16 protein-coding genes and 1 other annotated feature (1 of these 17 running past the window's edge) are annotated in these 14278 nt (G+C 40.9%); all 16 genes read left to right on the top strand.

The genetic code is table 11. The annotated features are described in order from the left end of the window. Window positions 1–81: 81 nt before the first annotated feature. The 16 genes from rpsU (at window position 82) to recO (ending at window position 14192) form a co-directional block, all read left to right on the top strand. Window positions 82–255, top strand: coding sequence for a 30S ribosomal protein S21 (gene rpsU / locus LLY41_RS06465; protein WP_009333009.1), 174 nt, complete (start codon window positions 82–84; stop codon window positions 253–255). A 15-nt stretch (window positions 256–270) separates the two neighbouring features. Next, window positions 271–714, top strand: a complete 444-nt coding sequence (locus LLY41_RS06470; RefSeq protein WP_304587204.1) for a GatB/YqeY domain-containing protein — start codon at window positions 271–273, stop codon at window positions 712–714. Window positions 715–917: 203 nt separating this feature from the next. Continuing rightward, the gene (locus LLY41_RS06475; RefSeq protein ID WP_095245647.1) at window positions 918–2249 is read left to right on the top strand and encodes an NfeD family protein; all 1332 of its coding nucleotides are present in this window, start codon (window positions 918–920) and stop codon (window positions 2247–2249) included. A 21-nt stretch (window positions 2250–2270) separates the two neighbouring features. After that, window positions 2271–3269: a flotillin-like protein FloA gene (gene floA, locus LLY41_RS06480; RefSeq protein WP_076257449.1), complete on the top strand. Its 999-nt coding sequence runs from the start codon at window positions 2271–2273 to the stop codon at window positions 3267–3269. A 34-nt stretch (window positions 3270–3303) separates the two neighbouring features. Next, complete coding sequence (locus LLY41_RS06485; RefSeq protein WP_095245648.1) at window positions 3304–3780, top strand: YqfB family membrane protein; 477 nt, start codon at window positions 3304–3306, stop codon at window positions 3778–3780. A 62-nt stretch (window positions 3781–3842) separates the two neighbouring features. Continuing rightward, window positions 3843–4133 (top strand): sporulation protein YqfC, encoded by a 291-nt coding sequence (gene yqfC, locus LLY41_RS06490; RefSeq protein ID WP_035331147.1) that lies wholly within the window; start codon window positions 3843–3845, stop codon window positions 4131–4133. A gap of 18 nt (window positions 4134–4151) precedes the next feature. Continuing rightward, window positions 4152–5345 (top strand): sporulation protein YqfD, encoded by a 1194-nt coding sequence (gene yqfD / locus LLY41_RS06495; protein WP_095245649.1) that lies wholly within the window; start codon window positions 4152–4154, stop codon window positions 5343–5345. Continuing rightward, window positions 5342–6307: a PhoH family protein gene (locus LLY41_RS06500; protein ID WP_304587208.1), complete on the top strand. Its 966-nt coding sequence runs from the start codon at window positions 5342–5344 to the stop codon at window positions 6305–6307. The genes yqfD and LLY41_RS06500 overlap by 4 nt, the downstream gene beginning before the upstream one ends. A gap of 532 nt (window positions 6308–6839) precedes the next feature. Further along, window positions 6840–8114 carry a group II intron reverse transcriptase/maturase gene (ltrA, locus tag LLY41_RS06505; protein WP_304585635.1) on the top strand — a complete coding sequence of 425 codons (1275 nt, stop codon included), beginning with the start codon at window positions 6840–6842 and terminating at the stop codon, window positions 8112–8114. A gap of 274 nt (window positions 8115–8388) precedes the next feature. Beyond that, window positions 8389–10581 carry an HD family phosphohydrolase gene (locus tag LLY41_RS06510; protein WP_304587209.1) on the top strand — a complete coding sequence of 731 codons (2193 nt, stop codon included), beginning with the start codon at window positions 8389–8391 and terminating at the stop codon, window positions 10579–10581. Next, the gene (gene ybeY, locus LLY41_RS06515) at window positions 10578–11048 is read left to right on the top strand and encodes an rRNA maturation RNase YbeY (protein ID WP_095245652.1); all 471 of its coding nucleotides are present in this window, start codon (window positions 10578–10580) and stop codon (window positions 11046–11048) included. Before LLY41_RS06510 ends, ybeY begins: the two co-directional genes overlap by 4 nt. After that, window positions 11026–11418, top strand: a complete 393-nt coding sequence (locus LLY41_RS06520; RefSeq protein WP_095245653.1) for a diacylglycerol kinase family protein — start codon at window positions 11026–11028, stop codon at window positions 11416–11418. Before ybeY ends, LLY41_RS06520 begins: the two co-directional genes overlap by 23 nt. A 339-nt stretch (window positions 11419–11757) precedes the next feature. Continuing rightward, window positions 11758–12201: a cytidine deaminase gene (locus tag LLY41_RS06525; RefSeq protein ID WP_304587211.1), complete on the top strand. Its 444-nt coding sequence runs from the start codon at window positions 11758–11760 to the stop codon at window positions 12199–12201. Continuing rightward, entirely contained in the window at window positions 12194–13108 is a 915-nt protein-coding gene (gene era, locus LLY41_RS06530; RefSeq protein ID WP_304587212.1) for a GTPase Era, read from the top strand. Before LLY41_RS06525 ends, era begins: the two co-directional genes overlap by 8 nt. 157 nt (window positions 13109–13265) lie before the next feature. Further along, window positions 13266–13409 carry a YqzL family protein gene (locus tag LLY41_RS06535; protein ID WP_009332996.1) on the top strand — a complete coding sequence of 48 codons (144 nt, stop codon included), beginning with the start codon at window positions 13266–13268 and terminating at the stop codon, window positions 13407–13409. Window positions 13410–13439: 30 nt separating this feature from the next. Next, on the top strand, window positions 13440–14192 hold the full coding sequence (gene recO / locus LLY41_RS06540; protein ID WP_095245656.1) for a DNA repair protein RecO: 753 nt from the start codon (window positions 13440–13442) through the stop codon (window positions 14190–14192). 70 nt (window positions 14193–14262) lie between these two features. Next, window positions 14263–14278, top strand: a binding site (T-box leader) (it continues 169 nt past the right edge of the window).

Genomic DNA, 14278 nt, shown 5'->3' on the forward strand with positions numbered 1-14278 from the left:
TGTTATATTATAATTGCAAGGTACATGGAATAAACCATGTTGTTGATGTAAGTGTGTTGTGCTCGGAGGGAGGGAAAGAGAATGTCTAAAACCGTCGTTCGTAAAAACGAATCGCTTGAAGATGCTCTTCGTCGTTTCAAACGTTCAGTATCAAAAACTGGTACTTTGCAGGAAGCAAGAAAGCGCGAATTCTATGAAAAACCTAGTATTAAACGTAAGAAAAAGTCTGAGGCTGCTAGAAAGCGTAAGTGGTAAGAGAGGGTGTATGTAATGAGTCTTCTCGAGCGTTTAAATGAAGATATGAAACAAGCGATGAGGAATAAAGAAAAAGAAAAGCTTACTGTTATTCGTATGATTAAAGCTTCGCTTCAAAACGAAGCAATCAAGCTCGGTGAAGATCTTAACGAAGAACAGGAGTTAACTGTCCTTTCTCGCGAAGTTAAACAACGCAAGGATTCCCTCCATGAATTTGAAAAAGCAGGTCGTGAAGATCTTGTTGAAAAAATTCGTACTGAACTTCAGTATGTAGAATTATATATGCCAAAACAGCTCTCTGAAGATGAAGTTTCAAAAATTGTTGCAGAAACAGTTGCAGAAACAGGTGCTTCTTCAAAAGCTGATATGGGAAAAGTGATGGCTGCTATCATGCCTAAGGTAAAAGGCAAGGCAGATGGATCACTAATAAATAAATTTGTACAACAACACCTTTCATAAAACTATGCATTAAAAGACCGAAAGCCGATGGCTGACGGTCTTTTTTACTTTTGTAACAGCAAAAGAGTGGTGATATGAATTACTCTTATTTCTAGGTTATACTAAAGATGCAGCAGATTTCTGAATAAATAATAATGAAACTTTTTAATGATTCAATCGTAAATACATATAGAAATCATTTTTGCGGATAAAGGGGGAAAGGTTTGATTGCCAGAAGAGCAATAACCGCCTTTGCATTGTTTTTTGCTCTGCTGCTGCTTGTAAGCCCTTTTCAGGGAAACGCCGATAACGAAAAAGTGCTAATTGTTCCGATCGAAGAAACGGTGGAAAAAGGGCTATATGCATTCTTAAGCAGAGCCGTGCAAACAGCTGAAGAAGAAAATGCATCAGCCATAATATTTGAAATAAATACACCCGGAGGGGCAGTGGATGCAGCCGGACAAATTGGCAGGCTGTTAACCTCAACAAATGTAAAAACAATCTCTTTTGTCAACAAGCAGGCTTTATCTGCAGGTGCCTATATTGCTTTGAATACGGATGAAATATACATGGTACCTGGTTCAACAATGGGTTCAGCCGCAATTATTGACCAGCAGGGAAATACAGCTGGTAAGAAAGCAGAATCATACTGGTTTGCAGCAATGCAGAGTGCGGCCTCACAAACGGACAGAGATCCTGTTTATGCCCTTGCTATGGCAGATGAATCTGTGGATCTGCCTGAATTGGGGGCACCGAAAGGAAAGCTGCTTACCCTCACAGCTGAACAGGCTGAGCAGGTAGGTTATTCGGAAGGTACAGTAGATTCAAGGGCAGAGTTACTGAAAGTGCTCGGATTTAATGAAGCTAATATACAGACAATTGATGAAAGCTTTGCAGAGAAGGTAGCCCGTTTTATTACCCATCCTGTCGTCATACCAATTCTATTATCTATTGGAAGCCTCGGGCTGGTTCTGGAACTGTATTCACCGGGTTTTGGCATTCCTGGATTAATGGGATTATCGTCCCTGCTTCTGTTCTTTTATGGTCATATGGTGGCCGGGCTGGCAGGATATGAGACTTTAATATTGTTTGTATTAGGAATTGGCTTAATAATTGCCGAGTTTTTCCTTCCTGGAGGCATTGCGGGAATAGCCGGTATTGCAGCAATACTCGGGAGCCTGTTCCTGGCTTCTGACAATGTGGCCCATATGGGAATGTCTATTTTAATTGCTATGGGAGTTTCAATATTGGCATCTATATTAATGATAAAGGTGTTTGGTAAAAAGATGAAATTCTTTAAAAAAATTATTTTAACCGATAGCACAAATACTGAAAAAGGCTATATTTCAAATAAGAGCAGACTTGAACTGATTGGTCATGAGGGTTATGCACTTACAGCTTTAAGGCCTTCGGGTACAGTAGTCATAGAGGATGAAAGAATAGACGTTGTCAGTGAGGGAGCCTTTATCCTTAAAGGGGCAAAAGTAAAAGTAGTTAAAGCAGAAGGATCGCGTATTGTTGTCAGAGAAATATCTAATCTTGATTTAGATAAATAAAAATCATCAGGAGGTAAAATTATGTTAGAAGCAGGAACAGTAGCAATATTGGTTGCCGTTGTACTCGGTGTTATATTGCTGGGTATATTATTCACCTTTGTACCGGTTATGCTGTGGATATCAGCATTGGCTGCGGGTGTCAGAGTCAGTATCTTTACATTAATCGGGATGAGGCTCCGCCGGGTTATACCAAGCCGTGTCATCAATCCGTTAATCAAAGCTCACAAGGCAGGACTTGAAGTAACAACAAACCAGCTGGAGAGCCACTACCTTGCAGGAGGAAATGTTGATAGAGTTGTTAATGCGTTAATAGCAGCACACCGTGCCAATATTGATTTAAGCTTTGAGCGCAGTGCAGCCATTGACCTGGCAGGGCGTGACGTTTTGGAAGCAGTTCAGATGAGTGTTAATCCAAAAGTAATTGAAACACCTTTTATTGCCGGTGTGGCGATGGATGGTATCGAAGTAAAGGCAAAAGCGCGAATTACAGTCCGTGCCAATATTGACCGTCTGGTCGGGGGGGCCGGTGAAGAAACAATCGTTGCGCGTGTTGGTGAGGGGATTGTCTCTACGATCGGTTCGCAGACAGATCACAAGAAAGTACTTGAAAATCCGGATATGATTTCTCAGACTGTTCTTTCAAAAGGTTTGGATGCAGGCACTGCTTTTGAAATTCTCTCGATTGATATAGCAGATGTGGATATCGGCAAAAATATTGGTGCAGAACTTCAAACTGAACAGGCTGAAGCAGACAAGAAGATTGCCCAGGCTAAAGCCGAAGAAAGACGTGCTATGGCCGTAGCTCAGGAACAGGAAATGAAAGCACGGGTTGAAGAAATGAGAGCGAAGGTTGTGGAAGCAGAGGCACAGGTGCCGCTTGCCATGTCAGAAGCACTCCGATCCGGAAATATTGGGGTAATGGACTATATGAATATCCAAAACATCTCGGCTGATACCGAAATGAGGGATTCAATCGGCAATATGAGTGACGACGGCAAAAATGGCCGTAAAAATGACTAAATGATCCCTTATTGGGAGAAGGGAGGAAACTCTCTTGGAATTTTTATTTGAGAATCCTTTTATTCTCATTGCTGTTATTGCTTTCATTTCCTCCATGTTCAAAAAAAAGAAGGAGGAAAGGCCTGTAAAACAGGCTCCCCGTTCAGTACAGCAAGAGAATCGGACACAGGCGGAAAGAACTTCTGCAGATCCTGCATTGGCCGAAGTGCTGGAAGAGGAAAAGAGGAAGCTGACAGAGAAATCCAGAAGAATAGAACAAGAATACAGACAGCGTAAACAGCAGACAGAACAAAGCATGAAGGCTCTCCAGAGTCAGCAGAGAGCTGCTGAAAGAAAAGCAAGCGCGATATCGAGAACAGCAGCCAATACAAAAACTTACCCGGTGGAAGCCTCAGGAGCCGGTAAGTTTGAACCGCAGAAACAGTCGCTTGTTGATGGTATTATCTGGTCTGAGATTCTTGGACCTCCAAGATCTAAAAATCCTCACAGGTCCCTCAACAGAAAGCGGTAAAAAATAAGTGCTAGAACCTCCGTTCATTTCATAAATATGAGATGAAAGGGGGTTCTTTTTTTATGGCAAAAAAGTGGGGACAATTCGTCCGCGGCTGGATGACTAAAAATATGGAGCTTCCTCAAGATGTCATGATGGACCTGCCCCGCATTACAATGATTGGGCAAATCCATATCTATATAGAAAACCACAGGGGATTACTGGCTTTTTCAGATAAGGAATTAAGACTGCTATTAAAGCAGGGGCAGCTTTTAATAAGAGGGAAAGCCTTCGTCATAAAAACGATACTGCCGGAAGAAATACTGCTCGAGGGAAAAATTGATTCAGTAACTTATATTACAGACACTGATTAAGAATTCAGGGGGAAGGAAATGAAGAACCAGTGGATCGAATTTTACAGGGGCCTTGTAACAGTTAAAGCAAGCGGGAAAGGAATAGAAAGATTTATTAATGCACTTACCCGCAGCGGAATCAATATCTGGAATGTAAAGAACCATGGAACGCAATCAGTCACCTTCAAAATGAAATTGGAAGATGCAAAAAAAATAAGAAGCCACGCCAGGAACAGCGATTGCAGAATCGAGTTCCTGCAGCGGGCAGGAGCACCGTTCCTTATGAAAAGGCTGCTGAAAAACAGCGGATTTGCAGCTGGTGCCCTCGCGTTTGTTGCTGTCATTCTCCTTTTATCCAATATGGTTTGGGGCATAGAGATTAAGGGGGCAAATCCTGCAACTGAATATCAGATCATCAAAGAATTGGACAAGATGGGGGTTAAAAAAGGAAAGCTGCAGTTCTTTGTAGATAACGTGGAGTCTATTCAGCGGACACTATCCAACAATATCGAGGCAATAACCTGGGTTGGCGTGGAGTTAAAAGGGACAACCTACCATCTGCAGGTAGTTGAGAAAAATGAACCTGAGAAACCGGAGTATTTAAGCCCGCGGCATCTGGTAGCCAAGAAGAAAGCTGTTATTGTAGAAATGTTTGTTGAAGAAGGGCGTCCGGTCGTCGATATTCACGATCATGTTCAGCCAGGACAGCTTTTAGTCTCCGGGATCATCGGTAAAGAGGGCCAAACGGAAACTGTTCCTTCAAAAGGGGAGGTTTTCGGGGAAACATGGTATAAATCTGAAGTCATTCTTCCGCTTAAGAGCACATTCAAAGTCTTTAGCGGCAATGAAAAAGTTAAGCATAGCATCACAATCGGAAATCTGGAAATTCCTATATGGGGTTTTGGAAAACCGGGGTTTGAAGAGTATGAATTAGAGGAAAATGAGAAAGCAGTAAAGTTCCTGAAATGGGAACTGCCTGTTTCCTACGTAAATAAGACATTCCGTGAAAGAGAGCAAGTCACCAGAATATATTCCAATAAAGAGGCTTTTGACGCTGCGAAAGCTTTGGCAAGAAAAAAAATAAAAAGCAGCTTAGATGAAAATGCTAAAGTTAAGGGAGAAAAAGTTTTGCACCAATCAATTGACAATGGTAAAGTAACTATAGCAATACATTTCCAAATTATTGAGAATATTGCAGAAGGACAACCAATTATTCAAGGAGATTCGGAATGACAGAAGACTTGAAAACAATGAACCTGCAGCTGGAAGATCCTAATGAAGCCATTGCATTATTAGGCAATTCAGATGCAAACCTAAAAATTATTGAGCAAGAACTGAATGTTTCCATTGTAACCAGGGGAGAATCCGTTTATGTGTCTGGCGAAATGGACAAAGTGGAACTGGCTGGAAAGGTTCTGGATAAACTGCTTTATGTAATCCGGAAAGGTATAAATATAAGCCAGAGAGATGTTATGTATGCTCTTCAAATGGCAAACAAGGGAACACTAGAGTATTTCAGTGATTTATACGAAGAAGAAATCACTAAAAACGCAAAAGGAAAGTCTATTCGTGTTAAGACACTGGGACAGCGTCAATACATTCAAGCAATCCGCCAAAATGACCTGGTTTTTGGCATAGGGCCAGCAGGAACAGGAAAAACATATTTGGCAGTTGTCATGGCTGTCAATGCTTTGAAAAATGGGAATGTGAAAAGAATCATTCTAACCCGCCCTGCAGTCGAAGCGGGAGAAAGCCTTGGCTTTCTTCCGGGGGATCTTAAGGAAAAAGTCGATCCTTACTTACGGCCTTTGTATGATGCTTTGCATGATATATTAGGTGCAGAGCATACACAAAGAATGATTGAAAGAGGCACGATTGAAATTGCACCGCTGGCTTATATGCGCGGAAGAACTTTAGATGATGCCTTTGTCATACTGGACGAAGCGCAAAATACAACTCAGGCGCAAATGAAGATGTTTCTGACCAGGCTGGGCTTTGGTTCAAAAATGATTATTACCGGAGACAGAACACAGGTTGACCTTCCAAAGGGTGTAAAATCAGGTCTGATCGCAGCAGAAGACATACTCAAGGGTGTAAGCGGACTATCATTCGTTCACTTGGAACAAAGTGATGTGGTGCGTCATCCGCTTGTGGGAAGGATTATTCAGGCATACCAGACAGAAGATAGCCAATGAACCATGAAGCCGCCTTTTTTGGCGGTTTTTTCTTGTGTGCCAGGCATGGCAACTATCTAGGTGGTGAAAGTCCGCTGTGGGGGTACACATCATCCAACCACTAAGGAAGCGCAAGGTACTTATCGTGAGATAAGGGCTGGAGGAAGCGTGGAATAAAATCTTGGCTCGACGTACAGGAATCTGATACTAAGGCTTTATAAAGGGATGAGACTCCAAGACAAGTCAAAGTCCAAAAGATGTGCGTAACTTTATAGAGTAAATCAGGCGAGTAAAAGAGGAAAGATAGTTGTCTTACCCTGGGAGGTCTTGCGGATGTACGGTAGTACAGTCGAAAACGGTTAATCGCAAGAAGTCAGCAGAGGCCATAGTAATGAGTAAACTCATGAAGGGCTGAACAATTTATAGTGTTTCAACTCCACGAATGCGTAAGTGACGAACTCCGAATGTGTTAATGGCGAAAGTATGAGCGTATCTCAAAGGATAACCAAAAAGGAGATATTACTTACTACGTGAGAGGGAAGGAGAAACGAGTGTGAAACTTTTAGAACAGATCATAAGTAACCAAAATATGAACGAAGCCTACTTGCGTGTCTATAGAAATAAAGGCACAAGTGGCATCGATGGTGTAACAGTCGACGAATTAAAGCAATATCTGAAAGAGAACAAAGATGAGCTGCGTCAGCGCATCAGAACAAGAAAATACCAACCACAAGCTGCCTTAAGAGTGGAAATTCCAAAAGAAAATGGCAAGATGCGCAAATTGGGAATACCAACAGTAGTGGATAGAGTCGTTCAACAAGCCATACATCAAGTTCTCAGTCCGATATTTGAAGAACAGTTCAGCGAGTTCAGTTACGGTTTCAGACCAAAAAGAAGTTGTGAGATGGCGATAATTAAAAGCCTGGAATTTATGAATGATGGTGATGATTGGGTAATAGACATCGACCTTGAAAGATTCTTCGATACTGTTCATCACGATAAACTCATGCGCATTATTGCCAACACAATAGATGATGGTGATGTCATCTCGTTAATTAGAAAATACTTAGTCAGTGGAGTTATGGTAAAAGGGAAATATGAAGAAACTCCCGTTGGGACTCCGCAAGGAGGTCCTCTTAGCCCATTATTGAGTAATATTATGTTAAACGAACTTGATAGGGAACTAGAGAAAAGAGGATTACGGTTTGTGAGATATGCCGATGATTCCCTCATTTTTGTGAAAAGCGAAAAAGCAGCTAAAAGAGTAATGAAATCAGTAGTGAGGTATATAGAGGACAAACTAGGATTAATAGTTAACGCAGAGAAGAGTAAAATTTCACGCCCAAAAGAATTGAAATTCTTAGGGTTCGCTTATTACTTCGATGTTAATAACCTAAGATACCAAGTAAAACCTCACCTAAGTTCAATCCAGAAATTCCAGAGGAGGCTTCGACAACTAACAAAACGGAACTGGAGTATTCCACTAGGGCTTCGAATAGTGAAGCTTAAACAAGTCATATTCGGATGGATAAACTACTTCAGAATCACAAAGATGAAAAAAGCAATAAAGCGAATTGATATGAAATTGCGTTCCAGAATTAGGGTAATCATCTGGAAGCAATGGAAGGTACCCAAGAAACAAATCAAATCGCTTATTCAACTAGGGATTCCGGAGGAAGAAGCGAAAGGATTAACCTACTGTCGAAAAGGTTACCGTTTTATAGGATTATCGAAAGTCGTCCAAAGAGCAATATCCAATAAAAGATTAAAGCAGAGGGGGCTCCCCTCTGCTTTTGAACACTATCTAAAAGTACACACTGTAATATAAATTGAAACGCCGTATACGCGATCCGTACGTACGGTGTTGTGAGAGGGGCGAAAATAACTTACTTTATTTTCCCTCTACTCGATTTGAAGATAAAATCGGCAGGTAATTACTATGGAATTATTTGCTATTAATGAAATGATTAGGTAACCTGTTAATAGATAGTCCATTTTTCATTAGTGAAAACCCACTGAAAAACTGTTATGATTTTACATAATTAATAATTAAAACATTTAAGAATATTGGAAGTTTTTTACCCAGGACAGGAGGGGTAAATGTGTCAAATCTTCAGCAGAGTATGACTACAATCAGAAATTTACTTAATATGACCTTTTTTCGTGTTCTCTTATTTGTTCTTTTGGGAGTTGCTATGTATTTTTCCATGTATAGCAATGTGAAGCCTGAAAAGCTGGATTTAAGTCTATTCTCTGTCGCTGAACAGACAATAAGGTCACCCATTACAATAGAGGATAAAGCAAGCACAGAAAGAAAGAGAAAAGAAGCAGAAAATAATGTTAAGGATATTTACGTTGTAAAAAAGGAGATTGCCCAAAACAGAGTTGACCTCGTTACCTCCATTTTTGGATCAGTTTCGGAAGTGAATGAAGAAGTAAAAGAAGGGATGGAAGAGAAAAAGAAGGCTTCTGCAAATGAGTCAGACAAAGATGTAGAGGCACCAGACCCTTCCGCCCCTGGTCCTAAAGAGAAATTGTCCATGGTTAAAGAAAAACTCACTGATGATGTAACACGTGAAGTATCGGATGGCGTCTTCCTTGCTTTGCTGCAGGCAAAGGAGGGAGAACTGAGCATTGCGAAAGACCTTACTGTTACGGCCATCAATAAAATCATGAATAATGAAATTCCGGCTGAACAGGTGGAGAACGCAAAGAAGCGTGTTGAAGAAGAACTGAAGTTCACCAGCTTAAATTCAGAAACAAAAAAAGCCGCAATAGAGCTTGGGCGCTATGCAATATATCAAAATCAATTCTATGATCCTGCGGCCACGGAAGAATTACGGCAGCAGACCATTGAAAGTGTCGAGCCAGTAAAAATTCTTCAGGGACAGATCATTGTTGAAGAAAATCAGCTGATCAGCAGGGACATATACCGACAGCTTGAACTTGTAGGGCTTCTGGACAGTGTTAATTCGATTCAGCCTTTTATCGGCTTATCTTTGATCATTATCATTGTTTTATCAGCTCTATATTATTATTTCCACGAACTGAATGTACAGAGGGAATTAAAGCAAAGCTATTTATTGCTGTTCAGCCTTGTCTTTATCTTATCGTTATTGCTTATGAAGGTCATCAGCCTTTTCCAATACGCCGATTACTCAGAGATAGGGTATATCTATCCTGCAGCTATGGGAGCTATGCTGATCAAAATACTGATTGATGAAAAGCTTGCAATGTACTACACAATTATTATGGCTATCAGCGGAAGCATCATTTTTAATGAAGGTGTTACAGGGACATTCCAGCTGACATCAGCCATTTATATCCTTTGCAGCGGCTTGGCTGCCATTTTGTTTTTGAGCAGACAGAATCGCCGCTCTAAAATATTGCAGGCTGGTTTATTCGTATCTGCAGTAAACATACTTGTTATCTTTTCAATGCTTTTCTTAAGAAATGGCCACTATGAAACGATTGAATATGGATTTTACTTTGTAATTGCTTTGATTTCAGGTATTTCGTCTGCAGTCCTGGCCATTGGCCTGCTGCCATATTTTGAGGCGGGATTTGGAATTTTGTCTACTATGAGGCTGATTGAGCTATCTAATCCTAATCATCCGCTGCTGAGAAAGATACTGACCGAATCTCCCGGAACCTACCATCATAGTGTAATGGTTGCAAATCTCTCCGAGTCAGCTTGTGAAGCTATTGGGGCAAATGGTCTTTTAGCAAGGGTGGGCTGCTACTATCACGATATCGGCAAAACGAAACGGCCGCAGTTTTTTATTGAAAATCAGGTGAATATTGAAAATCCGCATGATCGGCTTCCTCCCCAGACCAGTAAGAATATTATTATCGCCCATGCCGCAGATGGTGCTGAAATGCTGAGAAAGCATAAGATGCCTAAGGAGATAGTGGATATTGCCGAACAGCATCATGGGACAACATTGCTGAAATTTTTTTACTACAAAGCAAAACAAAATGGTCTTGAGGTAAAAGAAGAGGACTACCGCTATCCTGGACCTAAACCGCAATCAAAAGAGTCGGCAGTCATTGGCATTGCGGATAGTGTAGAAGCTGCAGTCCGTTCAATGGCACATCCTACAACAGAGCAAATAGAGGATTTAGTCAAAAAGATAATCGCAGACAGGCTTCAGGATGGACAGCTGAATGAATGTGATTTAACCTTAAAAGAGCTGGAAACCGTTTCACACTCTTTCTGTGAGACGTTAAACGGAATTTTCCATTCACGTATTGAGTATCCTGAAATGACAAAACAGAAGGTGAAACAGGCATGAATTTAAACATTGATTTTTTAGACGAAACGAATGAGCTTCAGGAAAATGATATAGCCAAAATTGAAGAGTTAATTAACTTTGCGGCTTCAAAAGAATCTGTGGAGCCTGAAAGCGAGGTATCCATTACGTTTGTGACGAATGAGCGGATCCGCGAGATCAACAAGGAATATCGGGATAAAGATCGGCCGACTGATGTCATTTCTTTCGCGATGGAAGAACTTGGTGAAGGTGAAATTGAACTGATTGGGGCTGATATGCCGCGAATCCTGGGGGATATCATCATCTCCACTGCTAAGGCGAAGGAGCAGGCGGAGGAGTATGGACATTCTTTTATTAGGGAGCTTGGCTTTTTGGCGGTCCATGGCTTCCTGCATCTTCTTGGCTATGATCATGAAAATCCGGAAGATGAGAAAAAAATGTTTTCCCGCCAGAAGGATATACTTGATGAATACGGGCTCACAAGATAAAAAAGTCCGAAAACACAATGTCCTCAAATCCTTTGTGTTTGCTTTTTCCGGAATTAGAACGGCGTTATTGAACGAAAGGAATCTGCAGATACATTTGGCAGTATCCCTCGCTGTCATGTTCTTTGGAATATATTTTGGCATTTCCCGGCTTGAATGGATAATCATTCTGCTGGCCATCGGGGGAATGCTCTCACTTGAACTCCTTAATACAGCCATTGAAAGGGCTGTGGATCTGGCAACCGAAGATTACCATCCCCTTGCCAAGCAGGCTAAGGATATAGCCGCTGGAGCGGTACTGGTGTTTGCCATAATAAGTGTAATAATAGGCGGAGTAATATTCCTGCCTAAAATCCTGATATTTTTGCAGTAATGTGAAGCTGTCCGAATGGGCAGCTTTGCTTTTTTCTTAATGAATAATTAAGGCTAATCGTAAACTGCTTTGAATTATCGGACCCGAGTTTGAAAACGTTCACTGAATCAGCTAAAATGACAGAACAGCATTAAATTTCGCAGGCCGGGGAGAATCTGAGGGATGCCATTTAGAAAACAATGGCCAGATAAAATTAAAAAGCCTACGTATTTTTAGAAAATTCAATTTTTTTATTACGTTTTTGCTACAATCGATGAAAATCTAAGTAAAATGTTGTAAAATAAAAGAGAAGCGGCTGCTTTTCACAGAAAGAAGCATTGCGAGCCCCAAAGCCCATGATTGCATCGGGAGCAGCTCCGTTTTACAGGAAAGGAAGAAATAATTGTGAATAACGATCAACTAATACAGGAAGCAAAGATTGCAAGAGATAGAGCATATGTGCCATATTCAAAATTCAAAGTGGGAGCGGCGCTATTAAGCAGTGACGGTCAGGTTTTTCACGGCTGCAACATAGAAAATGCAGCGTACAGCATGTGTAATTGCGCTGAAAGGACTGCGCTCTTCAAAGCATATTCTGATGGCGTTAAAAGCTTTTCAGCCATTGCTGTTGTTGCTGACACAGACCGTCCTGTTCCCCCATGCGGTGCATGCAGACAGGTAATATCCGAATTATGTCCGCCTGAAATGAAAGTTGTTCTAACCAACTTAAAAGGGGATATTAGTGAATTAACAGTTGAAGAATTACTGCCAGGAGCATTTTCACCGGAGGACTTACATGAATAATACACAACAAGGACACAAATCAGGCTTTATTTCCATAATCGGCAGACCCAACGTAGGAAAGTCAACATTTTTAAATCGCGTAATAGGGCAGAAAATTGCCATTATGAGTGATAAGCCGCAAACAACGCGCAATAAAGTTCAGGGTGTCCTGACAACCAATGATGCACAATATATTTTTATTGATACGCCAGGAATCCATAAGCCAAAGCATAAACTGGGAGACTTTATGATGAAAGTTGCCCAAAATACACTGAAAGAAGTGGATGTCATCCTGTTTATGGTAAATGCCCAGGAAGGCTTTGGACGCGGTGAGGAATTCATACTTGAGAAATTTCAGTCAGTCCGTACGCCCATTTTCCTTGTGATCAATAAGATTGACCAGGTACATCCAGATGAACTTTTTAAAATTATTGAGTCTTACAAGGAAAAGTACGAGTTCAGTGAAATTATCCCCATTTCTGCTTTGGAAGGCAATAATGTAGAGACGCTGTTAGAACAGATTAAAAAGTATATTCCTGAAGGGCCGCAGTTTTATCCTGCTGATCAGGTAACAGATCACCCGGAGAGATTTATCGTTTCCGAACTGATCAGGGAAAAAGCGCTGCATCTAACAAGAGAGGAAATTCCGCACTCGCTTGCTGTAACTATTGATAAAATGGAGCGCCGCGAAGACAAAGATGTCGTTCATGTCATGGCTACGATCATAGTGGAACGTGACTCCCAGAAGGGCATTGTCATTGGAAAGCAAGGAAAAATGCTCAAGGAAATCGGAAAAAGAGCAAGGGTGGATATTGAAAATCTTCTTGGATCACAGGTTTTTCTGGAGCTGTGGGTCAAAGTCCAGAAAGACTGGCGCAATAAAATGTCACAGCTTCGCGATTTTGGCTTCCGTGAAGATGAGTACTGAGCCAGCCCTAATTAAAGTATTATCCATTTCTGGTTTATATGCATACAGGTGATTGACAATATTTTCGTCTCATGATTTTACAAAGACAGGCTATGATATAGATAAATGAATTGGGATAAAGAATTGCTAGTTGAATAACTGAAAGGTGGGGTTTTCGATGATGGATTTTACCTGGAGAGTGTTTTCCCAGACAGGAAATATTGACACATATCTTCTCTTCAAGGAGCTAGAAAAGGAAACTCAGGATATACCCGGCAGCAATGATGAAGAGCTAGCAGAAGCTGATTTTCCCATCTCATAGGTTTGTCGAAAGACAGGGATGGTGTCACTGTTGCTTGATAAATGTGAAGGCATTGTCATCAGGACAACTAATTATAGTGAAACAAATAAGATAGTTACTTTATATACCCGTGAATGGGGAAAAGTTGGTGTGATGGCACGTGGAGCGAAAAAACCCAACAGCAGACTTGCTGCTGTCACCCAGCTTTTTACATACGGGAATTTTTTAGTTCAGCGCGGAAGCGGTCTGGGCACTCTGCAGCAGGGTGACATGATTTCATCCATGCGATCTATTAAAGAAGATATTTTTCTTACGGCTTATGCAAGCTATATTGTCGATTTAACAGATAAAAGCAGTGAGGATAAGAAGCCCAACCCATTTTTGTTCGAATTGCTGCATCAAACGCTGAATTTAATAAACGAAGGATATGATCCGGAGATTCTCACGAATATTTATGAAATGAAAATGCTTAACGGTTTGGGTTTATATCCAGTTCTTGATCAATGTTCTGTCTGCGGAAGCACTGACGGGCATTTTGCATTTTCAATCCGGGAAAACGGCCTCATTTGTCACCGCTGTCTTGATAAGGATCCTTATCATTATAAAGTATCACAGGCGACAATTAAGCTGCTGCGCCTCTTTTATTTTTTTGATTTGTCCAGGCTCGGCAATATCTCTGTTAAACCGGAAACCAAATCTGAACTGAAAAAGATTATCTCTGCTTATTATGAAGAGTATTCCGGCTTAAACCTTAAGACTAAGAAGTTTTTGAATCAAATGGACAAGTTTAATGATCTTATGTAATGAGCTCCTTTTGCTTTTATTAAAGATTGACAATCCAATGTGATTCCGCTATGATTCAAATTAATAAAATATTATTGCTGTGAAGG

Origin of the sequence: Cytobacillus firmus (genome assembly GCF_023612095.1) — a bacterium.
In the GTDB taxonomy this organism is placed as follows: Bacteria; Bacillota; Bacilli; order Bacillales; family Cytobacillaceae; genus Cytobacillus.

What these genes read in the sequence shown, in the direction of transcription:
- LLY41_RS06470 (WP_304587204.1), top strand. Translation starts at nt 271, where the DNA reads ATGAGTCTTCTCGAGCGTTTAAATGAAGATATGAAACAAGCGATGAGG.
- LLY41_RS06500 (WP_304587208.1), top strand. Translation starts at nt 5,342, where the DNA reads ATGACAGAAGACTTGAAAACAATGAACCTGCAGCTGGAAGATCCTAAT.
- yqfD (WP_095245649.1), top strand. Translation starts at nt 4,152, where the DNA reads ATGAAGAACCAGTGGATCGAATTTTACAGGGGCCTTGTAACAGTTAAA.
- LLY41_RS06535 (WP_009332996.1), top strand. Translation starts at nt 13,266, where the DNA reads ATGATGGATTTTACCTGGAGAGTGTTTTCCCAGACAGGAAATATTGAC.
- floA (WP_076257449.1), top strand. Translation starts at nt 2,271, where the DNA reads ATGTTAGAAGCAGGAACAGTAGCAATATTGGTTGCCGTTGTACTCGGT.
- rpsU (WP_009333009.1), top strand. Translation starts at nt 82, where the DNA reads ATGTCTAAAACCGTCGTTCGTAAAAACGAATCGCTTGAAGATGCTCTT.
- LLY41_RS06520 (WP_095245653.1), top strand. Translation starts at nt 11,026, where the DNA reads ATGAATACGGGCTCACAAGATAAAAAAGTCCGAAAACACAATGTCCTC.
- era (WP_304587212.1), top strand. Translation starts at nt 12,194, where the DNA reads ATGAATAATACACAACAAGGACACAAATCAGGCTTTATTTCCATAATC.
- yqfC (WP_035331147.1), top strand. Translation starts at nt 3,843, where the DNA reads ATGGCAAAAAAGTGGGGACAATTCGTCCGCGGCTGGATGACTAAAAAT.
- ybeY (WP_095245652.1), top strand. Translation starts at nt 10,578, where the DNA reads ATGAATTTAAACATTGATTTTTTAGACGAAACGAATGAGCTTCAGGAA.